This window comes from Nocardia sp. NPDC050793, assembly GCF_040654065.1.
Lineage (GTDB): Bacteria > Actinomycetota > Actinomycetes > Mycobacteriales > Mycobacteriaceae > Nocardia.
Genome location: NZ_JBFAHG010000001.1, coordinates 507,664 through 533,761, shown reverse-complemented (window position 1 = coordinate 533,761; position 26,098 = coordinate 507,664). Strand labels below are relative to the sequence as shown.

Below are 26,098 nucleotides of genomic sequence, written 5' to 3'. Positions count from 1 at the left end.
TGGTGATCGACCTCCTGAAGCATCTGTCGCAGCAGCTGCTCGGGCGCTGTCGGCTCCAGAATCACCTCCCCCGGGCCGTCGAAGCCGAAGTGCGCTGCGTACTCGTGCATCGCTGCCCGGTACATGGCCGCGTGCTCCTGGCCAGACAGCAATTCCCAGCGGGCATAGCCGAACCACATGGACGTGTCCCCTCGGCTAGTCCTCGTCGAGCCCGGCCGACAAGAGCGCCGCAGCATGCGTCCACAGCTGGGGCGTCACGCAAGGCTCCTGACTCAACACATTGCGGGCGACCTCCGCGGTGATGGTCCTGTCGGTTTGCGGCGCGGCGAGTTGCACCGGCGATGACGGTGTGGGCGTGATGGCTGCTGATAGGGCGGTTGCTGATGTGGGGTGCATTCGAGAGCCTCCTTGTCGGGGCACTCGGCGACTTGGGCACCGGGACCGTTTCTCGGACATGTTGTCGTGTTCGCCGGGTTTGTCCGATCGACAGCTGGTGCCCGCCGTTTGGTGTTGCGGAGGAAACCGAACGGCTTGCGCCGAGTGCTCCCCCTACCCTGGCCTGCGGTGACGGTGTCTGGAAGGCTGATGATGTTGACAAATAATTTGGCGACAGGCGGTCGGGACGGCGTGTGGGATGCTGGAGCCGACGGAAAGAGGCTTATGGACAGCGACTTCCAGAAGGCACTAGTTGGCCGGGTCGTCCACGCGCAGGCAACCGCGCGGATCCCGGGGCTGACGGTGGCCGTCGCTGTTGATGGCAAGCTGTTCGCCCACGCCTGGGCTGGTTGGGCTGATTGGGAGAACAGCGTTCGCGTGACCGGTGAGAGCAGTTACCGGATCGGATCTATCACCAAGACCTTCACTGCCGCGCTGACACTGCTGCTCGCCGAACAAGGCGATCTCCACCTAGACAACACGGTCGGCCGATACCTACCTGACACGCCGTTCGGACACCTGCCCTTACGGATGCTTCTGTCCCACCACAGCGGGCTGCAGCGTGAAGCTCCGACCAGGATGTGGGAGACCATGCAAGGACCATCGGCTGCGGAGTTGCGTGACGCGTTTCGCCAGGTCGAATTGGTCGCCGAGCCTGGCCAGCGATGGCACTACTCCAATCTGGGTTATGCGGTCCTCGGACAGATCATCGAGACCGTCACCAATCGGCCATGCGAAGCCGCGATCGAACAGACCCTACTGACCCCGTTGGGGCTCACTGACACGATGTGGACTCAACCGGCCAGTGCTGTAGTGGGGTACCGGCTGGACCCTAATATCGACGGGGTGCACCGCGAGCCGGTGATGAATCAAGCAGCGATCGGCGTGGGGGGCCAGCTGTGGTCCACAGCTGATGATCTTCTGCGCTGGGGCTATGCCCTCGCGGGAGGCGAATCAGCGGTTCTGCCCGCGGCTGTCGTCGAGAAGATGCACACCCTGCAAGTCATGGTCGACACCACAGGGTGGACGCGCGGATGGGGCCTCGGTTTGATCCTGGAGCGGTGCGGCGACCGGGTGGTCGCCGGTCATACCGGCGCGATGCCGGGGTTCCAATCCGCGCTGATAATGGATCGTTGTGCCGGCGTAACCGTTGTGGTGCTGGCCAACGTGACCCGCGGAGTACGACCAGCTGATCTCGCGAAAGAGGTTCTTCTGGAGGTGGTCGCACTACAACCAGCAGCCCCAAAAATGGAATGGCGCCCTGTACCGTGCCCGGAGAATATCCAGCAGATCTTGGGCAGCTGGTGGTCAGAAGCTGACGAAACGGTGTTTCGCTGGGAGCACGACGGCCTACACGCCCGACTCGCAAGCGAACCGGACACCACCGACACCCACTTCATCGAAGAAGGCCCTGGACGATTTCGCGCCGCTGAAGGTCGACTCCAGGGCGAACTACTCGAGGTCGCCGAATCACTTCGAGGTATCGAGATGCGCTGGGCGACTTACCCGCTCACAAGGACGCCGCGATGAACAGCTCCAAGCGGTCCCGGATTTCAGCGATGGCCGCGTCTTCGCAGGCACGAAGTTTCAGATCGATCGAGCGAAACAGTCGTGCGACTCGTGGAGTTATCAACCCAGACTCCACACCATTCATCGCTTGCTCCACCGTCGCTGCCGCAGCTTCCTGGTCACCCATGCGCAACTGTGCTTCAGCTTGCTCCAGCAGCCAGATCGTCCGGTTACGCACGAACGCCGCCGGGCTAGAGGATTCCTGCTCACGCAACGCATCCACCGCGGCCCGGAACTGACCGAGGTCCAGCAAGCACGATCCGCGATGCCCAGCCAGCGCCGCATCATCGAACACTTCCAGCCACACCGGATCAGGTTCGTCGGGCCGATGCCTGGACAATGCTGTCTCCGCCTCGCCCAACATCTGTAGGCACAATTCCGTCTCACCCATTCGAGCGTGAGCACGCGCCGCCATCGTTGTGACGAACGCGGTCAGACGGTGGTTCTGACTGCGGCGCGCCCAGCCCAGTGACGCATAGCAAAGTTCGGCGCCACGGTCCGGGTCGCCGGCCCATGTGCTCACGAAGCCCGCGTTCGGTCCACCGACGAAAGCCAGCAGATCCAACGCGTTGGCCTGTTCTGCCGCTCGCCGCGCGGCAGTGAAGGAGCGCTCGGCCGCCGCAACGCTGCCGCGGTCGAACTGCATCCAGCCAGTTAACTGGTGAGCTTCGGCAATAGCCCGATGTAGTGAAACACGTTGCGATGCATCGACCCGCGACACGATCTGCTGAGCCCCGTGGGCATAGACGATTACGTCATCGAGATGTCCGGCAGCCATCGTGTGATCCGCTGTGCGCACTTTCGTGATCAGTTTGCGAACCGCGATCTCAGCCGAATCAGGATCCAACTCAATGCGATACGGCGGTCGGGCGAAGTCTGTGAGAGGTTCTGCCCAGCGTTTTAGTTCTCCGTTTGCCCTAAGGACGGCATCGAGCCGGTCGACCACGTCCGGTTGTGGGCGTCTCTGAGCGGTCTCGATCCGCGCAAGCAGGGCGTGGCTGATCAACACGAGCGATGCCAGCTGCCGCAGCGAAAGCCCTGCCGCAACCCGCCGAGCTCGAAGCTCGGCTCCGAACAGAGCCTCGGCTGTGTCACGCGGATCGAGGTCGCGAGAGTTTGGCCTCACGACGCAATTATTGCGGCTGCCGATCTCGGCGCGCCAGCTGCGATTTGATCCTCAATGGCTGAGGATCCCGGCCGGGCAACCGTTTACCCGCCAGCTCCTTGGTCACGAATTGCCCACATTCGGGGTGAAATGCAGGCGTGGAACGTCATAGAGATCTTTGTCAGGGATGCGGTGGAAGCCTGGTTCGACGACTTCGATGATGAGCAGTTCGGTGAGGAATTGGATGCGGGCGTCGAGGAGGTGGCTGGTGTGGCCGGTGGCTGAGTGTTCTTTCAACCCGACTGCGACGTGGATGTGGGGTTTGATCTCGCCGGTTTCGGGGTTATGGGCAAGGGTGCCACCGCCGAATGCTTCGACGTTGCGGAGGTGGACTTTGCTCCAGAGTGGTGCTTGTGGGTTGTCGAGGCGGTCGCAGGTTCCGACGAGGTCGACTTCGCTGAAGCCTGCGATGAAGGAAGGGATGTAGCCGCTGCGGATGCCGTGGTGGTGGCAGAAGTCGATGAGAGTCGGGTAGAAGTCTTCGCCGTGGTCGAAGACGAGGCCGAATGTTCGGCCGAGGGTGAGTTCGTGGGCGCGCATCAGTGGTTGTTCCTCTGGGTTGTTGGCCAGGGCCAGGCGTGCGGTGGCTGGTCACCGCCTGCGACGGCGAATGCTCGCGCCACTGTCCTATCTTGCGTTCCAGCCTTCGCGGTTGCGCCGTTCGAAGTACGCATCGTCGGCGGCTTGGATCTCGTCTTCGGTCATCGGCCGAGGATCGGCTGGGCTGGGTATGGGTGTGGGTGTGGGTTCGCCGCGCAGATGTTCGGCTGCGGGGCGGATGCGGGGGTCCGCTGTCTGCAGGAGCTGGTCGGTCTTCGCGGTGGCGTCGGCGCGGGCGCGGCGGTGGGTGTCGGTGATTGCTTTGGCCAGTTGGGTGTTGGTCCAGCGCATCGCGCCCGGCGTGATTCGTAGGTCGGTGATGGTGCCGTGAGCGTCGACCTCTACAGCGAGTCCGGGTATCTCCGCTCGTCCACGTACAGCCGCCACAGCTTTGCCAAGTTGGGCTGTGTTCTGGCGGATTTCGGTGAGGTTGGCTTCGAGTTGGCGCTCCCATTCCGTGAGGTCGGTCATGACGGCTTGTCGTCGAGCAGGTCGGTGAAGACGGCGCGGATGTCGGGTTTGTTGGTGATCATGCGGATGTAGGACAGGGGGGTGTTGCCGCGGGCGTTCGCGAGCAGCGGGTCTGCGCCGCGGTCACGTAGCAGCTGCACGACCGCCGCGCTGCTCCAGGGGCTGCGCAGTGCGTAGAACAGTGGGGTGTCGCCTTGATGGTCTTGGGCGTTGACCTCGGCGCCGGCGTCGAGCAGTACGCGCACGGTCTCGACGCCGTCGTATTGGGCGGCGCCGTGCAGGGGTGTGACTGCGTCGTTGTCGCGGTCGTTGGGATCCAGGCCCGAGGCCAGGAGTTCGGCGACGCGGGCGTGTTTGTCGCCTTCGGTGTCGGCGGCGGCGTAGTGCAGTTCGGTGCGGCCTTCGCGGTCGCGGGAGACGGTGGGTTGCTTCTTCTTCCACATCGGCCGTGGTCCTTCCTATCGCGGGGCTTCGAACAGGTGGCGGGAGTTACCGGGGGCGTCTTCGATTCGATAGAACCTCGGGTTGTTGACGTAGTCGCAGAACTCCTTCCAGGTCATCCCTTCCCGTAGGGCGTGCTCACGCATCCGCCAAAACTCGTGGCCGTACTGGTGACCCATGATCGGCGTCGAGTCGATCGGGTACTTCATACCGCCCGCACCGAGGTAGTACTCACCGCGTGGATCCTTCGGCAGCTTCAGGATCGCTGGATCATCGTATTTGCCGCTGACCGGGATCAGCACGTTCTGATCGGTCGCGCTGATGTAGAACTCTTGCCCGTTGACGGTGGTCTTCGGCGCGGCTGCTTGGACCGGCCGCGTCGTGGTCACCCGCAGATACGGTCGCGTGCGCGAGAGCAACCGCAGATCATCGAGCGTCAGCGGATTCACCAAGCCCGCTGATTGCGCGGTGAGCAGACTGACCTGCGAGGTGATCAGCGGGGTGAGTTCCTGCACCGACCGCACGAACGCACCGGTCGCCGCGATCACCGGCAGACCGGTGGCTTGGGCGGTGACGACCAGACCGCGGCATGCGTTGGCGATCCGGCCGCCGACCACCGCCGCACGCGCGGCCAGAGCGCCGTTGCCGCCCAGTACCGACAACCCACCCGTGCCGCTGGCCAGAACCCACGAGACGCCCTCGACAGCGACGAACAGTGCCGCGAACTCACCGAGTTCGTGCAGGATTGTGCTGCGGGTGTCCTCGACAGCTTGGGCGTAGCCAGCCAACCCGTGCGCCAGCGTCATGAACTGCGAGGACAGGGTTTTGGCTTGGTTCTCGAGCAGCGTGATCTGGTCGAGGATCTGCTGGGCTTCCGGGGTCTGCTGACCGCTGACGGCATCGCGGGCGGGTTGGAAGTTCAGATGCGTGTTCAGCTGTTCAGCGCACCAACTCCACCCGGTCGCGGCATCGCGAAGGGTGTCGACCTTCGCGTTGGGCCACACCTCGCCCTGGGTGTACTCGGCGATCTTGTCCCACCACGACGGCGCGCCGGAGTCACCGCCGAAGATGTTCGGGATCTCGGGTCGCTGCATCCACTCCAGCGAGCCCGGCGGAAATGCCAGTGCGTCCGGCGGGCCGCCGAGCACCGAGAGTTGATTGGCGTTGGCGTGGTTGGCGGCGGTGGCCTGGAGCAGATCGTGCATCTGACTCAGGCCGATCACAAACGCTGTTGCCGCGTCGACCGCCGCTTGCGCGACGGGGTCGTAGTCCGAGGAGAACTGGCGCCCTGGCTTGTCGGTGCCCGCGCTGCCCCCGCACTCCCGTAGACGCGTGAACAGCGCGTTCATGTCGTTCCACGAGTACTGCCACGCCGTCTTGATCGACCCCGCCGCCGTACGCAACTCCGCCGGTGTCACGACGAGGGCCGTCATCTCAGGGCCACATCTTCTGGTTCAACTCGATCGCGCTCGAATAGTTGGTGTGCGCGATCCGCGCCACTTCCCGCAGCTCGCTGAGGTTCTCCCGCATCTCATCCACCCCTGCGCTCCACTTGTCATGAGCAGTGCGCTGCGCGGTCGCAGCTTGACTGGACCAGCTCAAATGCAGATCAGCGATCTGCCGGTCGATCTCGGCCAGCCAGTCGGCAACCGTCTTGCCGAACTTGTCCATCGTGTCGATCGCGGCATCGAGCTGCTCGAGATCGACCCGGAAGCGGTCATCATGTGTCACGGCAGATCCAGCCCTCGCAGACCGCCGAGCACAGAGCTGGTGGCCTCGTCCTGCATCTCGTACTGGATCGCTGCCTCGGCCAAACTCGCAGCGGACTCCTCCAGCGCCGCGACGATCGTGTCGGCGCCCTGCTTCCACTCCACCCACGACTCGTCATATGCACTGGCTGCCTTGCCCTGCCAACCGTCGGCGAGGAGCTCTTTGCCGATCGTGGAGTCCAATCGACCCAGCTCGTCCTGGATGGCGCGCGCCTTATCCGCGATGAACCGAGACACCTCACGCAGACGCCCAACCTCGACCTCGAATTCGCCAGACATGACCTCCCCCTTGGTGATACAGACCGCCCCCGAATCGTATCCGACCGGCTGATCCGCTCGAGCCCAGAGCAATTCGGCGAACCGCCGCACGGCCAGCTTCAGATTGGAAGCCAATACTGGCAGATGCCGTCGCTGGTGATGGTGTCGAGCTCGCCGCCGCAGGCGGTGATAACCCGGCGGGAGGCCACGTTGTCGGTTCGGCAGGTCATCCTGGCTTGGACGATGCCGAGATCCTTTGCCAGCGGCAGCGTTTGGCGCAGAATCTCGGTCGCGATTCCTTGTCCGCGCCGGTCGGGGACGACGACGTAGCCGATATGGCCGCCCCAGCGCATCGATTTGTCGGTGAGCATATGGCGGATGTCGCTGCTGCCGATGATCTGCCCGGTGGTGTCCTCGGCCATCAGGAACGTGCTCGGCACCGCGTCGGGCTCGAGGTCGATGCCGCGGCGAGTCCTGTCGAGCCGATCGAGATAGGCGACCCACGGTCCGCGGTAGTCCTTGGCGAAGGTGAAGCCATCGGCCTGCAGACGGCTGCGGACCGACAGGAACTGCTGCTCGTCGCCCTGCCCGAGTAGCCGCAGCCGGACATCAGCCCGGTTGCTGGTACCTGAGATCAGCGGCAGCGACATCTCGATCTCGGTGACATCAGGATCATCCAATGCCGGTTTGCGCCTGCCGGTCTCGGCGAATCCAAGCCGCGTGTACAGGCCACGAGCCGAGTTGTTGTCCTCGAACACCCACAGGTGTAGCTGGTGGTGTCCGGCTGCGCGTGCCCAGTCGACGACTGCGCCGACGAGCGCATCCGAGAGACCGGTGCCGCGGGTATCCGGATGGACCCACACCGACCCCAACGAGGGCTGCCCGTCATAGAGAAACCCGCTGGCCGAACCGGCCAGCGCATCGTCGTGCTGGGCGATGAACAGCGTGTGCCGAGCCATCCAGCGCCGCCACTGCTCTTCGCTCCACGCCGAGGCGACCTCGAACCCGGAACCGAAAACACCGAACCTTGCTTCCCGCAGGGCTTGCAGACGTACATCACGCACGAGCTGCCAACTGTCAGCTGCCACTCGGTAGATGCGCATCGCTTGAGCCTGATCAGAACCAGCCAGCGGCGCAACGCATTATCGTCGAGACGCGAGCGTATCGCCGAACTGGAGCAGGCCCTCACCGGCGCGCAGACACGCCTGCCGGCTCTCTGGGATCGACGCCGCGCCGGGTCCATTACGAGGACTCTCGTAGTGCCAACCAAGATGGCGGGCCTTGCCGGGCCGCAGGCAGTGTGGGAAGTGTGTCGGCGGGAGGGATGCCTATTCTGATGCGGCAGGGGACATTCCGTCCTCGCAGGGGCGGGTTCGTGGTGGCGGAGTCGAGTGCTCCGAAGTTGTTGAGCCTGAACGAGGTGTGTGCGGTCTTCGCGTGTCCGCGGTCGTAGTCGGCGACGTCCGGGTCGGCGGGGACAGCGAAGGCGATGACGAAGGGAACAGGTGCGATGGGCGAATCGAGTGACACTGTGTTCGACCTCGAGCTGGGCAAGTTCCGGCGGTGGCAGGCCAGCCCGTGGGGAAGGCTGCGATACACGACGGCGGCGGCCAACCTGGCTGCGCATCTGCCGCCCGGACCGCTCGAGGTTCTCGATGTCGGTGGCGGTAGCGGCCTCGACGCCATCGAACTCGCTGTACGAGGTCATTGCGTCACGATCGCCGACATCTCCGAGCCCTCCCTCGCAGAAGCGCGGGTTCTCGCTGATGGGCGCGGTGTCGGTGACCGGATCAGCACGCGTCTGGTCGGTGTCGAATCCGTTGCTCGTGAGTTCGGGGGCGCCGACTTCGATGTCGTACTGTGCCACAACCTCATTCAGTACGTTGCTGACCCCGGCCGCGTGATCGCCGAGTTGGCCGCGCCGTTGTCTGCGACGGGACTTGTTTCGGTGATCGCGCCGAACGCTGATGCTGATCCGCTGCTCACCGCAGTGCGGAGCCTGGACCTGGACGAGGCGTTGCGCCTGTTGGATGCACCCATTCGCTTCACCGCCACCTACAGCACCGAGACTCGTGCCTGCTACGCGGATCGCGTCGCGCTCGATCTGGCCGCCGCCGGGCTGCGGGTGGTTGCCCACTGCGGGATCCGTAGCGTGTGCGACCTCATCGTCGACGACAACCGCAAGACCGACCCGGTCTTCTTCGCTCAGCTCGAACGCCTCGAACTCGCGTTGGCCACACGCACGCCCTACATCTACACAGCGAGGTTCTTCCAGCTCATCGCTACGCGCACCGACATCGGGGATGACGTGACCAGCGGCAAGTGAGCCCGTAACCTACTCGGATGGGCCGTAGTTCAAGCGTCCGGCGAGGGCTTCGACCCCATGGTGCTGTACTGCATCGACTCCGACGTACTGCCGATGCCTAGGGAAGCGCTCCCCGCCGAGCTTGTCGAGGCGTCGCCATCGGATTGCTGCTCCTCGAGGGCGCAAATCGTCGGGTCGGACCAGTAGGTGGGATCGCGTCCGTAGTCAGGGGTTTGGTAGGCACGGCTCCACGTGGCCGTCGGCTCGATCAGCTCCTGCCACGGTGCGACCTCGACGTACATGACTCGCATCGAGTTCAGCGACGCGGCGTGCAGCGCCGGGCCGTCGGTCGATACGGCATTCTCGGCGACGGCGACCTCGTAGTTGCGTTCGAGGGCGGCCCGGACGGTGGCTTCGACGCAGACGTTGGTCTGCAGGCCCGCCACGATCAGTCGTCGGACGCCGAGGGTACGCAGGATCGGGTCGAGCTCGGTGTAGGCGAAGAAGCTGTGACGGGTCTTGTCGAGCACGATATCGCCGGGTTGCGGCGCGACGGCGTCCATCACCTGACCGCGCCACTTCCGCTCCGCGACCGGCAGGTTTGGAACGAGGGGCGATCGAGCCCGCAGGTGCCGCGCCGAACGTGGATTGAACGCTAGATGACCTGCGGGAGTGGTTGTTTGACGCGAATACATCACGGGAACGCCGAGGTCTCTGGCGGCGCTCAGCAGTGACTGGCATTCGTCGGTGACTTCCGGGAGCCGCCAGATCGGCGGCCATCCGAGCGCATCGCGCACGTCCTGGCGCAGATAGGAGTTCTGCATGTCGATCACCAGTAGGGCAGTCGATGGCATCAGCGCGGTCCCCTCCTCGTGTCATTCCCATTCTCGAATTCGGCTGCCATCGCTGTGGCGGAATGGCCACAAACGTGCTGGGTGGATCCGGAGGCGATCGTGTCCACACGCATCGGCGGTGGGATGAAATTCGATCGGACGAGAAGGAACACGACCGGAGATGACCGTGTCTTGTCGTTACGGACGCGTCCAACCGGAATCCGTTAGGCCGGAGCTCACGAGTGTTGAGGTGCGATGCTGAGAGTCTGGCCGTTCGAGGCGGCTGAATACTCTGCGGCCCAACACATGCGGGCGCTCCGGATACTCCGATGCCGCTACGGCGGCGTAGGTTGCGTACACGACAGTTCTGATCATCACGCACGGTGTTATCGCTGTCGATTGCGGTCACAGACCGATGCCGTCGTCGGGGCCGGGAGACGAAGAGCTGGCATCGGCCTCGTAGAGGAACGCGCCGGTGTCCTCGGCTGCTGATGTGCGTTGGTGCTGCTCATGGCGGATTTGGTCTGGAGTGAGAGTGTGGCGGCGATGCTGTTCGGCTCGCAGTTGATCGAGTTCGTTGGTGATGTCGGTGATGCGCGCTCGGGTTTCCTGTTCGGCGGTGTTGCTGGGTTCGGCTGCTGCTGCGGCGGTTGGGGGTTCGGGTTTGTTGGTGAGGATGTGGTGCCAGTCGGTTTCGGGTCCGGCGAGCATGATGGCTTCCCGGTGGGCGCTGCGGGCGGCGGTCCGGGCGTCGTCGCGCTGACGTGCGAGGTCGTTGTGCGTGGCGACCAACGCGGTGATTCGTGTCTGTAGTTCGCGGCGTTGGTTTCGTCGGTAGCCGGGGGTGGATTCGAGCGTCGCGCGAGCATCGTCGAGTTCGACGGCGGCGGCGTGAGCGACTTGCACCGCCTGGTGGAGTTGTTGGGCGGTGTGGTGGGCGTGGCGGATGGCCTCTTGGGCATCTCGATGTCGGAGTGCGAGTTCGTCGGGGTCGGTTTCGTCGGGGCTGTGTGTGGGTGGGTTGAAGATCGCGGTTTCGGTGTCGGTGAGGGCTAAGCGCAGCTCGAGGTGGTCGATGCCCTGGGCGAGTTGGTCGTCGGTGAGCAGGATCAGTGGGTTGTCGGGGGTTTGGTCGATCGATGAGGTCTGTGCTGGCTCGGTGGTGGTGTTGTCGGGGAGGTGCTCGCGTACCCAGGTTTCGATGATGCTGCGGTGGTGGGGGTTTGGGGTGGCGCGCCAGTCGCGGCGCAGGATGGCGCGTGCGGCGGCGGGTGGTTTGGTGGTGGTGAGGTGGGCGCAGCGGGCGCGGATGTGTTCGGCGGGGTCGTGGTCGGGGATGCCGGTTTCGCCGAAGCCTCGGCATTGGCTACACAGTCCGTCGTCGCTGCGGCGCGGGGGAATGGGTGTGGCGTCGGCGCGGCGGCGTTCGAGTCCGCAGCTGACACATTCGAGGCCGCGGGTGTCGGGGAGGGCCGCGCGATCGTAATCAATGGTGTAGCCGGGTGGTCGCTTTTTGGTGGGCGGGTGGATTGAAAAGGGGTTCCAGATGCCGTCGTCCAGCGGCTGGTCCGGCGGCGGGATGGCTGTGTCGGCGCGCTGGTCGAAGAAGTCCTCGGCGAGGTCGTGTGCGGCCATCTCGGCGCGGGTGCGGGGTGCTCGTCGCCGGGTGGGGTCACGGTGTTGGCGGTGATCGTGGGCGGCTTCGTGGCGGCGGTCGCGCCGATAGGTGGGTTGGCGTGTGTCGGTGTCGGGTTGATAGGTGTTCGGGTCGGTTGTGGGGGTGCAGGCGCGGATGAGCGTGGCGTGTTGTGGGAATTGTTCGGCGGCCCATGCCAGGCGGGCGCGGGCGACGGGAAAGCTGTTGTGGTAGAGGGTTTCCGCGATCGCGGTGAGGACGGCGTGTTGATCGTCGGTGAGCGAGGCGGTGGCGGTGCGGAAAGCGGCGATGGCGGCGGGGATCTGCCCGGTCCGGAAGAGTTCGGCGACTGTTCGCAGGTCGGCGGCAAGGTTGTCGGTTCCGGGGGAGGCCGTGGTCGTGGCGGTCGATGTCGGTTCGGGGGAGGGGTGTTGGTTGTGGTCGGTGTCCATGTGGGGCTCCTGGACAGGGTCGATGGCGGGGTTGTTGGGGGCGGTGACGGTTGGTTCGGCCGGTTCGGGTGCGCTCGGGTCGGCGGGAGAGGGTGGGGTTGGGGTGGGGTGGTGGCGCAGGAGTGCGTCGATGCGCCAGGCCAGGGCGGAGGCGAGTTGGTCGGGGCGCAGGTTGGGGGCGTGGTCGGGTTGGGCGCTCAGCAGCAGTTCGTGTGCGGTGGCGAGGAGGTCGTGGGGTGTCCAGCGGGTGCCGGTCGCGCGGTCGATCGCGGCCACGATCCGCGGCCAGGCGGGGTCTTCGATGACGCGTTCGGCGGTGACGGTGCCGAGCACGGTGTGTAGTGCGGGCAGCCAGTGCGGGCGCAGTTCGTGGCTGGTGAGGTTCTGGTCGAGGGCGGAGGGTTCGAGTTCGAGCCGGGACCACAGCGCGGCGGCGGGCATCTCGTCGGGCAGCGGGCGCCTGGCGGCGGCGTCGGTGAGCAGGGTGGTGATGTCGAGGCCGGCGCGGTCGGCGAGTTCGATCTTGTCGGCCAGCACGGGCCAGTACGGGTCGTCGGTGATGCGGGGGTCGAGCTGTTCGAGGACCGGGCCCCATTTGTTGATGGGCAGGTTCGTGTCGCCGAGGGCGTCGGTGAGGCGTTCGTCGAGGAGCTGCTGGTATTCGCGCTCCACGACGGCGTAGCGGGTGGGGCCGGTGGGGTGTAGGTCGCGGTCGGGGACATGCAGTCCCGCGCGCCAGACCGCGAGTTCGGCGACGAGCTGGTTGTCGATGCCGAGCAGGGATCGCGCCCAGTGCGGTGCGGTCGCTGGTGTCCAGGTCTGGGTGTGCTCGCGGATTTGGTGGGCGAGGTCGGTGACGATGTGCTCGCGCGCCCCCAGCTGCTCGGCGAGAGGATGATGATCGGCCAGCGTGCGCGGTAGACCGCGCGCGAACGGGACAGGGCCGGGGCCGCTGGAGTGCGCGCCGGTGGGGTCCAAACGCCAATCCAGAACAGCCGCGGGGTCGTCGGCGGTGTCGAGTTCGCGTTCGGCTGCGGCGGCCTGCAAGGCGGCGATCGGGTCGTGTCCGGACAATGCGATGATCGCCAGGTGCTGACGTAGCACCGGGTAGGCGGGGGCGTCGGTGAGGTGGGCGCGCACGGCTTCCGCAGCCGTGTCGATACGCTCCAGGCCCTCGACGCCGAGCGCGTGTTCGGCGGCGAGACCGATGGAGTCGAGGTAGATATCGAGCGCACGACCGATCCGTTGATACGGATCGAGCGCGTCGCGCAGTGCGGTGTGCGCGGATTTCTGGGCGCCGTCGCGGTCCAGAACGCGCAACAGGACCTCCACGGCGGTGCGGGGAAAGACCGCGGGCTCGCTCCAAAACGAGGCCTCGCTGCCGTCGAGCGCGGTGGGAACGTAGAGATGGTTGGCGTGGATGGCGCGGGTGAGGGCGACGTAGAGCTGTTGGCGGGTTTCGTATCCGGTGAGCGCGACGTGGCAGGTGTCGGCGGTGATTCCTTGCGCGGAATCGATCGTCGTCGCGTATCCGAGGCGCACGTGCGCGCGCACATAGGCGGCGGGAAGGCGCACCGTCGCGCCCGGTTTGGTGCCGGAACGCAGGTGCGTGACGGTCAGACTGCCGTCGTCGTGAACGTGCTCGACGGTCCAGGCGTAGCCGTTGCGGACCCAATCGCGTGCACCCAAACGCAGCTTGGGGTCGTTGCGGCGGGTGCGAATCGTGTCACCGACCGAGGCATAGAGCCCGTCCGAGAGCATCACTTCCGCACCAGATCGGCCCCCGTTGCGTGCGATGCGGTCGGTGCGTGCGCGGGCGTTGAGCGCGGTCACCACCTCGTGGGTGGGGGCGAGCATGATGGTGTCGCGACCGGCCAGGTGATCGCGCATCCAGGCGGTGTAGGCATCGTCGTGGGTGGCGCCGTGGTGTCCAGCGTGGATGCGCCCGTTGTCCAGATACCACCCGAGTGCGGCCGGATCACCCTCGCGCAGCTGCAAACTCGCACTCGCCTCCGCCGCGGAAGCGAAACGAACGACGTGCGTCAGCGTCATGAGGTGTTCGGGTGCGGCGGCGGCCATGTCGGTGTGCGCACCGCCTGCCTCGATCGCGGGCAGCTGCTGGTCATCGCCCAGGCAGCGGATCGTGGCGCCGCGCCGCGCCAGGAATTGCAGGAGCTGTAGACGTTTGCGGTTGCCGATCTTGACGTGCTCGTCGACGATGACCAACGTGTCGGCGTCGATGTCGAGCACCCACTGCGGCAACGACGGCGGGTGTTCCCGTGCCAGCGCGGGGTTGTCCGGACGTAGGCTGTGCCGGTTCAGCACGTCGAGGACCTTGTCCACGGTCTCCACCCGCGCGCCGATCGACTCACCCAGCACCGCCGCGGCGGCCGCGGTCGGCGCCAAACCGAGCACTGTTCCGCCGCTGGCGCGCCAGGCGTCGGTGAGCACCCGCATCGCGGTCGTCTTGCCCGACCCCGCGGGCGCGTTCGCGGTGCGCACCCGCAAACCCGAGCTGGCGAAGCCCTCGACCACACTGACCTGCCCGGCGTTGAGCGGACGATCCGGATTCGCGGCGTTGTAGTCGCCCACCGCATCGGCGACAGTTTCGGCGCGAAGTTGGCGTCCGCCGGGTTGCACCGACAGCTCGATCAGCTGCTGCTCGACGGCCAATGTGTGCGCGCTGGTGTAGAGCTGGGTGTTGGCGCGGACGTGGACATTGGTGCCGTCGCGGCGGCGCACCAACTGCGGGATTACGCGTAGTACGGGCTCTTCGGCCAGGTCGGGGTCACCGCGTTGGATCGACCGCACCGGTGAGAGTGCTTCGGCGAGAACCGCTTCGGTCGCCTGTTCCCAATCCGCCGCGCTGATGTGGCCGCGGACTTGGCGCTCGACCTCGGCGCGAATGTTGCTGGCCCGCCACGTCGAGCGATGCTCGGAGACGACCTCGAGAACCCGCTGCGCGACACCAGAGATCCACTCCGCCGACACCGAAACCCGCGCGGCACGCACCGGATTCAAGACACGAGCAACCACATCGGCCAACGCCTGACGGCCGCCGAGCAGCTCGACTGCCTCGGCGCGCCACGCGGCGCGCTGCTCGGCTCGGGAGCGCAGCGAGTGTTTGGCGGGCCGGGTTTCCAGGGTGGCGCGCTGGGCCAAGTTGTACATCTCGATCGGCATCGGCTCACGCCCGAACCGAGTCTGGAACTCCGCGGCCAGCCCACCCAACCGCACTTTGAGTGCGGCCTCCCGTTGTGACCACCGCTCGATCAACTCAACGGGGATACCGACGATTTCGCGGATCGGGCGCTTGGCCGGGTCGGTGTCGGGACGTGCGGCGAACTCCACCCCGACGGTGGTCGAGAGGTGGTGTTCCAGGCGGGTGTTGTAGATTTCCGAAACCGTGACCACGACCTGGTGGAGCGTGGAACTGTCGAGGGTGCGCCAGCGGCCGTCGAGGGTGCGCACGCGGTTGGCGATCAGCACGTGGGTGTGCAGGTCTGGATCCCCGGCGCGGGACTCGCGGTGGGTGAAACAAGCGGCGACGATGCCCTCGACATCGACCTGTCGAATCCCGTTGCGGCCCAACCGGGTGTAGATGCCGTGCTGTTCGAGCCACCGCAACGCATCGCCGATCGCGGCCTGGTGGGCGGCCTCGATCTTCTCGGCCACCGCCCGCGGCGCGATCGCCCACAGCGCGGAGACGGACTTGACCGGGGAGAAGGTGATGTCGAAACCCGCGACCGCGGTGGTCGGTGGGCGCGAGTGCTTCGCGATCCACCCCGACAACTCGCGCGCATCCAAGGGCGCGCGCCCGTACTCGTCGGTGAACATATCGAACGCGACATGCGTGCGAATCCGAGCCCGTTCCTCATCAGGAACCGCTGCGGTCGGGTCCCGGCCGTGCGCGCAATTGTGTTCCCGGAAGGCTTGTTCGCAGCGTTTGCGGAATTCGGAAACCTCGGCATAAACACGAAACGGATTCCCCAAACGTGACGCCTCGTCGGCGGCGCGGGCGGCGTCTTTGGGTTTCGCACCGAGGTGGATCTGCCGGTCGTAGACCGCTGTTTCGATCGTCTCGGCGTTCGGGTGGCGACCCACCCCGAACAGCGACTTCATCTGCGCTTCAGTCACTTCCGCGCCGACATCGATGCCCAGTGCGCTCAAGCCGGTGCCGTGCCAACGCCCCGGCGACTCACCGTGCACCGAGTAATAGTCGGACAGGCTCGAACGGCCGCGGGAGGTAGCATCATTCGCGGCGACATTTCGCAGGTAGTACTGAAAGCCGTTGCCTGCGACGACTTTATGAATCGTCGCGGTCATAAACCCATCCAGCGCGCCCGCGACATTTATCTCCAGGGCTCCGACTGTCCGAAATATCGGACAATCCACAAAACCGCTGGTCGTTACCTGATCGTTACCTTGGATGCCAGAGGTGTGCTTGTGAAAAAGGGAAGAGGAGGGAGGGGGTGGTGGGGATCAGATGGTTGAGGAGGCGGGATATGGGGTGCGATGAGGGGGTGTGAGGGCTGGGGTTGTGTGGATTTGATTGCGAGAGAGCAGTGGTGGGGGCTGAGGGACCGGGACCGTGCTGCTTGGCGGGTCCCGGTCCGGCGGTCACCGTCGGGATCGGTCAGGTGCGCAGGGCGGGGATAGGCGTCCAGCCCGCCGAGTCGCAGGCGTAATGGCGGTTGTCGATCGCGACCACATCACCAACCGATAGCGACCGAAGTCCTTTGGCTGGCCACGCGTCGGCGTGGCGTTCATCGTCGGGATGGACGGGCTCGCCGTTGAACGCGGCGAAGACCCGTTCCAGCAGTAGCGGATCGGTTCCGGCGGTCGCGGCGGGCAGGGTGTAGCGGTAGGCGAGGACCAGTCGTGCGCCCGGGCGGAAACCGACGATGATGGCGTCGTGCTCGTCGTTGAGCAAGACCGTGACGGTCACCTGAGGTTGTAGCCATCGTTGCAAGGCACGAAGAAGAAGGCGGGGACGAATCGGCGGATGGTGCATGCGGGCCTCCTGACGGGATCGGTGGTAGGCCGGTCCGGCGCGGGAGCGAGTCACCGCGGCGGACCGGAGCCGAAAAGGGAAGCGATGGATCAGGCGCCGCGGGCGGTGCGTTCGCGTCGGGGCACCAGGCCGAGGTCGAGCCGACAGGAGGTGCAGTAGTTGTCGGCGTGCACGACACCGGGACGAGCGCACGCGTCGCAGCGGCCGATCCGCTGCCCGGCACCCAGCGCGGCGGGCCGCCGCCGACACGGAGCAGTCGGACGTCGCATCGCCCGTTCGACGGCGGGCTGCTCGAGGTTCATCGCCATCCAGCGAGTGATGATCCGCCACGTGGGTCCGGTGTTGGCGGCCGCGGCGCGGACCCGGTCGAGGAGCGCACGCACCTGCTGCGGATGGGTGGCGGCGATATAGGCGCAGCGGGATTCGACGAACTGCTGCATCTCCTCACGGGTGAGGCCTGCGGCCGGGTGCACCTGTCCGTCGGACCCCTTCCTGGGCATCCCCCAGGGGGCGGGCAACGGCGCGATGCCGGGGTGGCCGTCGGCGCGGCAGACATCGCAGAGCCCGTCGTCACTGACCCGGCGGCCATCACGAGTGTGGATGGCGCGCCGGTCGGCGCTGGGGCGGTCGATCCAGCAGCCGACACATGGCCACCCGAGGTAGGGCACCATCGCCGCGAGGTCGTAGTCCAAACCCGAACCCTGCCAGGTGTCCTCGGGAACATCGAGGTCGCTGTAGGGCAGGAACTCGTCGTAGTCGCTGGGGGTCGACAACCCGGTCCGCTTGGACGCGAACCGCATCCGGTCGGCCGCGGTGATCCTCGGCGGCAGGGTGGCCCAGCCGCGGCGACGACCCGAACGGCGGCGATCGTCGACGGGGTCGGTGTCGCGTTCGTCGAGGAACGCGCGGGCGGCGTCGTCGAGGACCGCGTGGCGACCGTGTCGGGTGTGACCCTGGGTCGAGCGGGAGGTGGATGATTCGGGAGCGAGCAGGTCGCAGTCGTGTTCGGTGTAGTTCTCGGCGACGTGCAGGAAGTAGCTGCGATCCCACAACTCGGCTTGCACATGCGCCCACAACAGATGCGCGGGCTTACGCGGATCCGCCACCGGCACAGTGTGATCGGGCTCGACCTCACCGTCGATGGCGAAGAGCCGCCCGGCGGCGTAGTCGGCGAACTCGGCATCGGCGCGACGTCGCTGCTCGGCGCTGCGCTGGTCGCGGTCGCGGTGGCGCAGGCTCACCGCACCGGCCACCGGCCGCCGGGAACGGCGGTGGGCGATCGCGGCGGGGGTGTAGCGGGCGGCGTCGGTCGCGGGTGAGGGTGTGGCGGTGAGGCGGTCGCAGTTGCGGCGCTCGCGGATGGAGCGGCGCACCCACTCGGCGGCCTCGATGGACACCTGCGAAGGATCGGGCAGCGCGGGCCGGTGCAGACCGGGATCGGAGTCGGCGGTGAGATCGGTGATCATGGCGCGCAGTTCGGGTCGGCTTTTGGCCATCCAACCCAGCTGGCGGGCAGCGACTTTGAACGGATGGCGGGCGAGGATGTCGGCGGCCTGGTCGAGGAGTGCCCGCTCCTGCGGGGAGGCCAACGCGAGCACAGCGGTGAACCGTTCCCGCGCCCGGTCGGGGTCGACGTCGAGCAGGTAGTCGATTTCGCCGAGCGCGCTGGCGAACGGCGAAACAGCGGGAACAGCGTCGATATCAGCAACGTCGAGAGTAGTTGTCGTAGCAGTCATCACCGGTTCCTGTCGTGTCGTAGAAACGCCCCAGCCCTGCACCGGGACGCGCACGATGGCACGAACCCCGGCACGGGGCTGGGCGGCTGGTCGGCTGACCCGCCCGAGTGCGGTCGACCAGGGTGGGGACCCGACGCGGCGGAGGGAACGCGCCGAGGCGGACGGCACCGAATTTCCGGCGCTTACAACGCAAACCGCCGGAGTGCGGCTGGGACGTTGCGCGGGGAAATTCGGTGGTGTCCGGGCGCGGGCCCGCAGCCGTGGCGGGTCACCGCGCTGGTAGCACTCGTCGGGCGGGGCAGTCGGCCAGACGGTCAGCCCTCACCCACCGCTCACAACACCTCCCGGGTCAGAACCCGGGATCGTCACCACCGGTACCCCAGCCGCTGGCCGCCGCCCACGGGTCCTGGCCCGCACCGATTCCGGCACCGACCAGCTCGGTGGAACGATCCGATTCCGCCGCGGCGGGGCGGTTGGTCGTCGCCGCAGGGCGGGTGGTGCGGGTGACCTTGGCGGTGGCGTAGCGCAACGAGGGCCCGACCTCGTCGACGTCGAGTTCGACGGTGCTGCGCTTCTGGCCGTCGTCGGTGGTCCAGTTGCGTTGCTTGAGCCGCCCGGACACGATCACCCGCGCCCCGCGGGTCAGCGACTCGGCTAGGTTCTCCGCGGCCTCACGCCACACAGAGCACCGCAGGAACAACGCCTCGCCGTCCTTCCATTCGTTGGTGGTGCGGTCGAAAACCCGCGGGGTGGAGGCGACGGTGAAATTCGCGACCGCCAGACCCGACGGGGTGAACCTCAATTCCGGATCAGCGGTGAGGTTCCCGATCACGGTGATGACGGTGTCTCCGGCCATGGCTGTGCTCCTTCACTGTTGGCGGAATAGGGTGGCGCGCCCGACCACACGAAAACGGTGGTCTGCGCTGGTGTGTGTGCTGATCGCGGCGTCGGGTGCGGGGGCCGCCTAGGCGTCGCGCTCCCAGGGCAGTCGGGGTCGCCCCGCTGATGCGAGGCTGAGGCACCGTGAGAAGCCGACGTTGGGGCTGATCAGAGGGGCTGTGGTGTGCCAGGACCCGAACCGGTCCTCCTCGACAGCGGGCAGGTTCGCTCGGATCCACTGCCCGAGTTCGGCGGTGTTAACGGTCACTCGGCGCGGTGTGATCGGGAGCCGCAGGGCTCGTCGGTGGGCGGGTTTCGAGGTCGATGCCGAGGTCGGCGGCGGTTCCTAGACCGCGATAGGCCAACCGGCGCAGGGTCTCGGGGCGCATTCCGTTGCGCAGCGCGGTCTCCAGCAAGATCGCCATCGAGTGCGTCGGGTCGGCCCGCAGGGCGGCGTCGAAGGCGACGCTCGCGATCGGGCCGTCGCCGCGGATGTAGGCGCTGTAGCCCAGAAGTGCTGCGGCATTGGCACAGTCGCTGCCGGTCAATGCCCGAGTCAGTGCGGCCCACAGGGTTTCCGCGGCTGCGGCATGAGGACCGACGGCCAGGGCGAGCAACGAGTTGCGCACGGTCCGATCCCGCAGTGCCGCAGCCAGTTGTGCGCATTGCGGGGCGGTGGGCGCGACGCCGGAGTCGGTGTCGGCGATCTGCCACAGCACGAGTTCGAGTGCGCGCCGGTGGTATCGGTCGGGCTCACCGTGCCGGAGGGCGGTCTCGTGGCGTTCGTGGGCACGAGCGTGGGCGCTGTCGAGGTGTGCGGTCACCTGCGCGACCAGGTCGTGGTCGGGGGTGACGAGAGCGGTGAGTTCGCTGCGGTCGCGGCGGATCGGGTGTCCGGCGAGCACATGGGCCACCGCCACGATCGATGTTGCCGGATCCGGCAGCCTCCCATGGCGGTATGTGTCGAGCAGGCTCCACCACCGTCGCTGTGGCTGGATCGCGCGCACGGCCCACGCGTGTGCGAGGAAGATTTCTTCCCGGGCGAGTTGGCGTGCGAAGGCGTCGATCAGCGCGGCCCACGGCCCGGTGCTCACCGCGCTGTCTCCGCGGGTGCGCCGTGATGGGCGCGCGCGATCATCGATGATCACCGCCAGCACCTGCCGGGCCCCTTCGGCGGCACAGATCTGCGCCACGGTCTGCGTGTAGGCGGCGACAAGGGACCGGCGACTCCTGTGCTCCAGATCGAATCGCAGCGCCACGTCGATGACCGGATCCTGGCCCGGATTCACCGAATCGCTCAGCACAATCACCACCAGCGACCGCTGTGGGGCGAATCCGAGCATCGCCGGGAGGGCGGCGATCAAGTTTCCCGGCTCGTCGACACGCAGCGTACCGGCCGCAGCGCTGTCTTCGCAGGCTTGGTCAGGAACTGGGGTGGTCTTGCCGCTGTCTGAGCGGGGAGGGTGCTCGCTGTTGTCGGACATGGGTTTTCGACTCCCTTCCGAGTGCGGGTGCGGCGCGTGGGCCGCCAGCGCGTTCTCCGTGGTGAATCCGGCCTGTCTTCCTTGGGATGTGACGGGTCGGTGTCGATGGGGCTGGCTGGGCGCACGGCCCGCGAGCAGTCGGATCAGGCTCGGCCGCCCAGGGATGTCAGCGGCCAGGCCGATTTCTGTTTCGCCGGGCTGGTGCGCAGTGTCAGTCGGCGGGGAAGGCGTCGAGGAACGCCTTGTCGGTCGGTATCGCGTTCAACGGCCAGGACGCGACGAGGGCGACGGGGTAGTACTTGTCGACGATCGGATCCCAGTCCGGGAGGCGGCGGTGGGCGAACCGGCCGCGATCGTGGGGGCGTCTCTGAGCTCCGACGTAGGTTTCGAACGTCGAGGTATCGGTGTCGATCAGGTACCCGTACTCGGCCCAGAGGGAGTCGAGCGGAAACGTGCGGGCGTCTTCGATCACACCAGCGTCGAGAATTGCCTCGGGATCGCCCTGGGTGTCGCGCAGCATGCAGTACCAGTCGTCGAGGCGGCGATCGCTGACGGTGAGATCGGCGTGCTGGCGGAGGTGGTCGATCTGGGAGGGTGTCGGTGTGCTGCCCGGGTCGACGACCAGCAGGCTGGTGGCCCTCTCGGTGAGGACATCGAGGGAGGTGACGGCGGTGCGCAGCCACCCCAGCACGTCCAGCCCCAACCCGCTGGGGTAGCTGTCGGAGTGGGTGTAGGTCGTCTTCTCCTGCCCGCCGGCGACGAAGCTGATGAATCCTCGGGTGCCCATGGGTTCCTTCCTGCATTGCTGTGGGTGGGGAAACGAACGCCCGCCCCACGAGCCGGTGCTCGCGGGACGGGCGTAGACAGGTGATCTGGTTGTTTCAAAAGCGGCTTCGAGCCAGATGACCGCGATCACCTGGGCCGGGAATGGGGCCAGGCGGTACCGGCGCTAGTCGATGTCGATGTCGTGGTAATCGATGTCTCCAGCGGCGGCCTGCTCGACGTCGACCAACGCGAAATCGCGTTCGGCTCCGACCTCGCCGAGGAATCGCATGTACCGGCGGGTCCTGGAACCACCGTCACGCCAGAAGCTCTTGCCGACCTCGATCTCGTGCGCGGCCAGCTGCATGGCGAGCACGATCATCCACGCCCGATTGGCAGAGGCGGCGTGGATCGCGTCGACCAGCTTGTCAGTCGTCCCGCCGACCTTCAGCATGGTCGTCACCTTGTGCAGCACCGCAGGATCGAGCCCACGCGCCAACGCTTCGGCCACGAACCCAGCGGTCTGCGCCGGTGGACGCGCCCCCGACACCAGCTTGGCCAGAAACTCGTTGCGGCGCTGGTGGGAGTCTGCGCCCCGCTTGTTGAGTTCGATCACCCGATGCCGAGCCTGGCGGGCGCGCTCACGTTCGGCCGCGGCCGCCTCGGCTGCGGCGACGGCTTCTTCGTCGCTGGCATCGACGGTGTCGACGCGCAGTTGCAGACCGCTGTCGGCGAGCTGGTCGGCGGGCAGGTAGTACAACGGCGTCCACCGGTCACGGCGAGTCACGGTGTCGGCGTGACGCAGACCTTCACCGGGCTCGGCTGAGGAGTCGCCGCGGGTGGTCCAGTCGACGGTGTCGGGGTCGACCGGTTCGCCGGTGTCGCTGTCGACGATTTCGGCGTCGCGGTCGAGTTCGAGGAACACCGCCCACCGCGCCGGGTCGGCGTAGATGACCTCGGTGGTGACGGGATCACCGGTGGCGGTGGCGATCTCCTCGGCCGGGTAGTACGTCGGCTCGCTGGTGCTGGTGTCGGGTTGGCGGGTTAGTACCCCGAACCCGTAGGCGGCGTAGACCAGGGACGCCTGGAGCCGGTCGCGGGTTTCGGCGCGGTCGGCGGCGATTCGTTTGGCCGTCCAGTCGACCTGGTAGCGGGAGGCGGTGAGCAGCTGCTGCACCGCTTCGGTGTCGCCGAGGTTTTCGTAGTGGGCGATCATCGCGAGCTGATCGAGGCTGTACTGCTTGTCATCGAGCAACCGTTTGGCGGTGGCGGACTTGCCGACCGCGGCGATCTTGCGGACCTCGGCGGGTTTGCGCTGGGTGGCTTTCGCGACGCGGGTGGCCGATGCGCCCAGTTCGAGGGTCAGCGCGATACCGGCGGCTTGGTCGCCTGCCGGGGTCGGGATCCGGCGTTCGTTGAGGGTGATCTGATCCAGGGTGCGTACGATCCGTCGCTCGGCGGGGTCGAGATCGGTGGCAGCGTCGGTGACCCACACCGGGATCCGCGCCAAACCGAGGTGGCGGGCGATGAGGGTGCGGACCTGACCCTCATAGACCAGGATCGACCCGTCGGGCTCGCGTTCGGCCAGCACCGGCACCCGCACACCGAACTGCTCGATCGTCGCCACCTGCTCGGGGTGGTCGGCGATGGCGAAACTCTTGCGCACGTTTTCGGCGATCAGCAACTCGGCGGGGTCCAGGTACTTGGCCTCGGCATGCGGCGGCACGAGCACCTCGCCCTCGGCGGCCGCGGGCGTCTCCACCACAGTGGGGTCGGCGGTGGGCGCGGGGCCTTGCGAAGCGCCGGCCGCGACGGTGTCGGGCTCGGTGGCGGGATCGGTGACAACGGAGAGTGCGGTCGGACTCAAGACAGGCTCCTCCATAGACGACGGCGCGGCGGCCCCACCCACTGGTGGAGCCGCCGCGCCGGAAACGGTTATCGCAGAACGAGAAACACCAATTCAGCGCGTGCGCCGCTGGGTCAGGCGGCACGCTGGGTGGACTGGCGCGCGACGTTGACCGGGCGCAGCAGCAGAATCCCGTGGTTGCCTTCGACGTAGGCCCAGTAGCGGCCGCGCCAGTCGAGGTAGTCGGTGCGCCACCGGTCGGCCACCGAGGAGTCCGGTATCGCCGTGAGCGGCCCGGCGAGACCGCGCTGCTCGAGGCGTGCGTACTGCTCGCGGGTCAGCGTGTGCAGCGCGACAACGGGGGTGGGTGCGGGCATGAATCGAACCTCCTGACAATCGATCGAGCCTGGGGTGAGCCTCAAAAATGGTTGTGGGCGAACGCGAATTGTTCAGATGCCGGGTGTGGCGCGCAGGTCGTCGATGACCTGGGTGGCGTCGGTGATCAGGCGGGCGTGCCCGTCGCGGATCAGGGCATGCGGGCCGCCCGAGGCCGCCGAGGTGATCGGGCCCGGCACCGCGAACACCGGGCGGGCAAGCTCGCGCGCCCACCGGGCGGTGTTGGCGCTGCCACCGCGGACACGGCCGCCCTCGACGATCACCACCGCACGCGCCAGCGCGACGGTGATCCGATTCCGTTGCAGGAACTGGTCTCTGGCAGGGCCGGTCTGGGGCGGGTACTCCGAGACCATCAGCGCCTCGGTACTGATTTGCTCGAGCAGACGCTGGTTGCCGATGGGGTAGTAGCGGTCGATGCCGGTCGCGGTGACCGCGATCGTGGAGGCCGGATGCCCCAGCGCGCCACGATGAGCCGCCGTATCGATGCCGAAGGCGCCACCACTGATCACCGTCCACCCGCGCTCGGCGAAGGTAGCGGCCATCTCATAAGCGACGCGGGATCCGTAGTCGGTCGCCGCCCGCGCCCCGACCACCGCCACCGTGTCCTCGGCGAAGGGATCCAGCCGTCGCGGGCCGCGCAGCCACAACGCGAGCGGGGCATGCCCACACACCTGCGGTGCGTCGAGGCGAGCAAACCGAGCCGTCGGCCACTGCGGGTCCTCGCGAGTCAACAGCCTCGCCCCGACCGCGGCAGCACGTTCGAGATCACGCACTGCCAAGCCCGCCAGATCGGCAGGCACACCGACCGCAGCCGGGGCGATGGTCAAGCGTGCGGCTACCCGCTCGGGGTCGCCGTCGGCGGCAGCAAGAAGCTCATCGACTGCGGCGCTGGCGGTCAGCGCTGCGCGAGCGAGGATCGCCCATGCCAGCCGCCGCGCCTCGGTGATCGGTGCGACAGGTGTGGGCGCGGCAGCCTGATCGGGGCTTTCGGTCATGGGAACCTCCGAGGAAGGGGTGTGAGGGGTGTCGATGTCGCGGTCGATGGCGGCCAGCGGTAGACGCCTCTGGTGTGGCGCGACGGCGCGCCTGATTTCGGGGTGGTGTCGCGTCGGTGATGCGGTCGGGGGCCGATCCCCGTGCTTGCGGATTCCCTGAGGCACCTGAGCGCGGGCACGAGTCGGCTCTGGGATCGGCGAGAACGACTCGCATCGCTGGCGAGGGCGAGATTGCGCCGAAGAGGGGCGCTAGGTTGCCGAAACGTTCGCCGTCTGGCTCGAATCAGCTGGGCAGGCAGTTCCAGCGGAGGGAAATCCCCGTGCGGACTGCGGGCGGTCGTCGGTTCGCGAACTCGACTGTTATCGAGCGGTGGCCACGGACCGCCTGCTCAGGCTGTCGCGCACCTGCCACTGAGCCCGGAGAAGGTCGTGATAGACCCGGATCAGGGGTGCAACCAGCTGTGACTGACCAACGCGTTACGCAACGGCTGACCGGCCTAGCGCCCACGTGGCCAGAACATCCCGTAATTTATGTCGATATCAGATGATTCGGATCCTTCGGGCGGATCATGCCTTGGCATGAGCAGTTTTGACGACGCCCTCCGGCGGGCACGGCAGGCCAAGGCCGACGCGGAGCAGGACGCGACACGAATGGCCGAAAGCGTACGGAAGTTCGCAGATCTAATGAGGCAGCATCGGGTGCCCACCAATACCAAGATCCACAAGCCGGTCGACCGCAACGGCGAACGCCGTTGGGAACCGGATGGTGAGTGCTGGCTGCTCCTCGACGGCGAGGCCGCAACCCCCAGCGGCGACTACATTCAGGTTGTACTCATCGTCGACGAAGGGGTGTATGTGCGTTCGCATGGGTGCAAGTCCCACCTCACTGACGAGATACTCGCAGACGTGGCCCTGCGCTACTTGGGTGAGGACTGAGCCTGACAGGCGGTCGAATGCGGGCCGTCGTCGCCTATATGTCTAGCGCTCGAATCGACATCTGCTCATGCCTCGGATCGGTAACCCGGCCAGCAGCAGTCCGGCCAGGTGCGTGG

At 66.8% G+C, this 26,098-nt stretch carries 21 protein-coding genes; 3 read left to right on the top strand and 18 right to left on the bottom strand.

Translation table 11 applies throughout. From position 1 onward, the window contains the following. Nucleotides 1–660: 660 nt before the first annotated feature. Complete coding sequence (locus AB0H50_RS02360; protein WP_357445443.1) at nt 661–1,965, top strand: serine hydrolase domain-containing protein; 1,305 nt, start codon at nt 661–663, stop codon at nt 1,963–1,965. Here AB0H50_RS02360 and AB0H50_RS02355 read toward each other — a convergent pair. From AB0H50_RS02355 to AB0H50_RS02320, 8 genes are all read right to left on the bottom strand, one after another. Next, nucleotides 1,946–3,130, bottom strand: coding sequence for a helix-turn-helix transcriptional regulator (locus AB0H50_RS02355; protein WP_357445440.1), 1,185 nt, complete (start codon nt 3,128–3,130; stop codon nt 1,946–1,948). The two genes, AB0H50_RS02360 and AB0H50_RS02355, sit on opposite strands and share 20 nt — an antisense overlap. A 102-nt stretch (nt 3,131–3,232) precedes the next feature. Then, entirely contained in the window at nt 3,233–3,709 is a 477-nt protein-coding gene (locus AB0H50_RS02350; RefSeq protein WP_357445437.1) for a PPC domain-containing DNA-binding protein, read from the bottom strand. An 87-nt stretch (nt 3,710–3,796) separates the two neighbouring features. Next, complete coding sequence (locus AB0H50_RS02345; protein ID WP_357445434.1) at nt 3,797–4,240, bottom strand: hypothetical protein; 444 nt, start codon at nt 4,238–4,240, stop codon at nt 3,797–3,799. Next, nucleotides 4,237–4,683: an ankyrin repeat domain-containing protein gene (locus AB0H50_RS02340; protein ID WP_357445431.1), complete on the bottom strand. Its 447-nt coding sequence runs from the start codon at nt 4,681–4,683 to the stop codon at nt 4,237–4,239. The genes AB0H50_RS02345 and AB0H50_RS02340 overlap by 4 nt, the downstream gene beginning before the upstream one ends. A 15-nt stretch (nt 4,684–4,698) precedes the next feature. Then, complete coding sequence (locus tag AB0H50_RS02335; RefSeq protein ID WP_357445428.1) at nt 4,699–6,114, bottom strand: HNH/ENDO VII family nuclease; 1,416 nt, start codon at nt 6,112–6,114, stop codon at nt 4,699–4,701. A 1-nt stretch (nt 6,115) separates the two neighbouring features. Then, the gene (locus AB0H50_RS02330) at nt 6,116–6,412 is read right to left on the bottom strand and encodes a WXG100 family type VII secretion target (protein ID WP_357445425.1); all 297 of its coding nucleotides are present in this window, start codon (nt 6,410–6,412) and stop codon (nt 6,116–6,118) included. Next, a complete protein-coding gene (locus AB0H50_RS02325) occupies nt 6,409–6,729 on the bottom strand; it encodes a WXG100 family type VII secretion target (RefSeq protein ID WP_357445422.1) in 321 nt (106 codons plus the stop codon). The genes AB0H50_RS02330 and AB0H50_RS02325 overlap by 4 nt, the downstream gene beginning before the upstream one ends. Nucleotides 6,730–6,827: 98 nt before the next feature. Continuing rightward, nucleotides 6,828–7,811, bottom strand: coding sequence for a GNAT family N-acetyltransferase (locus AB0H50_RS02320; protein ID WP_357445419.1), 984 nt, complete (start codon nt 7,809–7,811; stop codon nt 6,828–6,830). 407 nt (nt 7,812–8,218) lie between these two features. On the opposite strand from AB0H50_RS02320, the gene AB0H50_RS02315 reads away from it, so the two are divergent. Next, nucleotides 8,219–9,034, top strand: coding sequence for a methyltransferase domain-containing protein (locus tag AB0H50_RS02315; protein ID WP_357445417.1), 816 nt, complete (start codon nt 8,219–8,221; stop codon nt 9,032–9,034). Nucleotides 9,035–9,063: 29 nt separating this feature from the next. Here AB0H50_RS02315 and AB0H50_RS02310 read toward each other — a convergent pair whose 3' ends face one another. The 10 genes from AB0H50_RS02310 to dprA all read right to left on the bottom strand — a co-directional run bounded on the left by AB0H50_RS02310 (nt 9,064) and on the right by dprA (nt 25,046). After that, nucleotides 9,064–9,867: an isochorismatase family cysteine hydrolase gene (locus AB0H50_RS02310; protein WP_357445414.1), complete on the bottom strand. Its 804-nt coding sequence runs from the start codon at nt 9,865–9,867 to the stop codon at nt 9,064–9,066. Nucleotides 9,868–10,251: 384 nt separating this feature from the next. Further along, on the bottom strand, nt 10,252–16,260 hold the full coding sequence (gene mobF, locus AB0H50_RS02305) for a MobF family relaxase (RefSeq protein ID WP_357445411.1): 6,009 nt from the start codon (nt 16,258–16,260) through the stop codon (nt 10,252–10,254). Nucleotides 16,261–16,570: 310 nt separating this feature from the next. Further along, nucleotides 16,571–16,882, bottom strand: a complete 312-nt coding sequence (locus tag AB0H50_RS02300) for a hypothetical protein (protein ID WP_357445408.1) — start codon at nt 16,880–16,882, stop codon at nt 16,571–16,573. A 155-nt stretch (nt 16,883–17,037) separates the two neighbouring features. Next, nucleotides 17,038–18,684: a hypothetical protein gene (locus tag AB0H50_RS02295; RefSeq protein ID WP_357445405.1), complete on the bottom strand. Its 1,647-nt coding sequence runs from the start codon at nt 18,682–18,684 to the stop codon at nt 17,038–17,040. 349 nt (nt 18,685–19,033) lie between these two features. After that, nucleotides 19,034–19,540, bottom strand: a complete 507-nt coding sequence (locus AB0H50_RS02290) for a single-stranded DNA-binding protein (RefSeq protein ID WP_357445402.1) — start codon at nt 19,538–19,540, stop codon at nt 19,034–19,036. Nucleotides 19,541–19,820: 280 nt separating this feature from the next. Continuing rightward, on the bottom strand, nt 19,821–21,047 hold the full coding sequence (locus AB0H50_RS02285; protein WP_357445399.1) for a DUF4192 domain-containing protein: 1,227 nt from the start codon (nt 21,045–21,047) through the stop codon (nt 19,821–19,823). Nucleotides 21,048–21,258: 211 nt separating this feature from the next. After that, nucleotides 21,259–21,834 carry a hypothetical protein gene (locus tag AB0H50_RS02280; RefSeq protein WP_357445397.1) on the bottom strand — a complete coding sequence of 192 codons (576 nt, stop codon included), beginning with the start codon at nt 21,832–21,834 and terminating at the stop codon, nt 21,259–21,261. A gap of 162 nt (nt 21,835–21,996) precedes the next feature. Then, nucleotides 21,997–23,676, bottom strand: coding sequence for a hypothetical protein (locus AB0H50_RS02275; protein ID WP_357445395.1), 1,680 nt, complete (start codon nt 23,674–23,676; stop codon nt 21,997–21,999). A gap of 113 nt (nt 23,677–23,789) precedes the next feature. Beyond that, nucleotides 23,790–24,032, bottom strand: coding sequence for a hypothetical protein (locus AB0H50_RS02270; protein ID WP_357445393.1), 243 nt, complete (start codon nt 24,030–24,032; stop codon nt 23,790–23,792). Between the two features lie 72 nt (nt 24,033–24,104). Then, a complete protein-coding gene (gene dprA / locus AB0H50_RS02265; protein WP_357445390.1) occupies nt 24,105–25,046 on the bottom strand; it encodes a DNA-processing protein DprA in 942 nt (313 codons plus the stop codon). A gap of 579 nt (nt 25,047–25,625) precedes the next feature. On the opposite strand from dprA, the gene AB0H50_RS02260 reads away from it, so the two are divergent. Beyond that, nucleotides 25,626–25,982, top strand: coding sequence for a hypothetical protein (locus AB0H50_RS02260; protein ID WP_357445387.1), 357 nt, complete (start codon nt 25,626–25,628; stop codon nt 25,980–25,982). The last annotated feature ends 116 nt before the right edge of the window (nt 25,983–26,098 follow it).

Excerpts from the sequence above, each read along its gene's own strand:
- AB0H50_RS02345 (WP_357445434.1), bottom strand. The coding sequence starts at position 4,240 with ATGACCGACCTCACGGAATGGGAGCGCCAACTCGAAGCCAACCTCACC.
- AB0H50_RS02315 (WP_357445417.1), top strand. The coding sequence starts at position 8,219 with ATGGGCGAATCGAGTGACACTGTGTTCGACCTCGAGCTGGGCAAGTTC.
- AB0H50_RS02350 (WP_357445437.1), bottom strand. The coding sequence starts at position 3,709 with ATGCGCGCCCACGAACTCACCCTCGGCCGAACATTCGGCCTCGTCTTC.
- AB0H50_RS02270 (WP_357445393.1), bottom strand. The coding sequence starts at position 24,032 with ATGCCCGCACCCACCCCCGTTGTCGCGCTGCACACGCTGACCCGCGAG.
- AB0H50_RS02310 (WP_357445414.1), bottom strand. The coding sequence starts at position 9,867 with ATGCCATCGACTGCCCTACTGGTGATCGACATGCAGAACTCCTATCTG.
- AB0H50_RS02295 (WP_357445405.1), bottom strand. The coding sequence starts at position 18,684 with ATGACTGCTACGACAACTACTCTCGACGTTGCTGATATCGACGCTGTT.
- AB0H50_RS02280 (WP_357445397.1), bottom strand. The coding sequence starts at position 21,834 with ATGGGCACCCGAGGATTCATCAGCTTCGTCGCCGGCGGGCAGGAGAAG.
- AB0H50_RS02320 (WP_357445419.1), bottom strand. The coding sequence starts at position 7,811 with ATGCGCATCTACCGAGTGGCAGCTGACAGTTGGCAGCTCGTGCGTGAT.
- AB0H50_RS02290 (WP_357445402.1), bottom strand. The coding sequence starts at position 19,540 with ATGGCCGGAGACACCGTCATCACCGTGATCGGGAACCTCACCGCTGAT.
- AB0H50_RS02285 (WP_357445399.1), bottom strand. The coding sequence starts at position 21,047 with ATGTCCGACAACAGCGAGCACCCTCCCCGCTCAGACAGCGGCAAGACC.
- AB0H50_RS02325 (WP_357445422.1), bottom strand. The coding sequence starts at position 6,729 with ATGTCTGGCGAATTCGAGGTCGAGGTTGGGCGTCTGCGTGAGGTGTCT.
- dprA (WP_357445390.1), bottom strand. The coding sequence starts at position 25,046 with ATGACCGAAAGCCCCGATCAGGCTGCCGCGCCCACACCTGTCGCACCG.
- AB0H50_RS02360 (WP_357445443.1), top strand. The coding sequence starts at position 661 with ATGGACAGCGACTTCCAGAAGGCACTAGTTGGCCGGGTCGTCCACGCG.
- mobF (WP_357445411.1), bottom strand. The coding sequence starts at position 16,260 with ATGACCGCGACGATTCATAAAGTCGTCGCAGGCAACGGCTTTCAGTAC.
- AB0H50_RS02340 (WP_357445431.1), bottom strand. The coding sequence starts at position 4,683 with ATGTGGAAGAAGAAGCAACCCACCGTCTCCCGCGACCGCGAAGGCCGC.
- AB0H50_RS02260 (WP_357445387.1), top strand. The coding sequence starts at position 25,626 with ATGAGCAGTTTTGACGACGCCCTCCGGCGGGCACGGCAGGCCAAGGCC.
- AB0H50_RS02335 (WP_357445428.1), bottom strand. The coding sequence starts at position 6,114 with ATGACGGCCCTCGTCGTGACACCGGCGGAGTTGCGTACGGCGGCGGGG.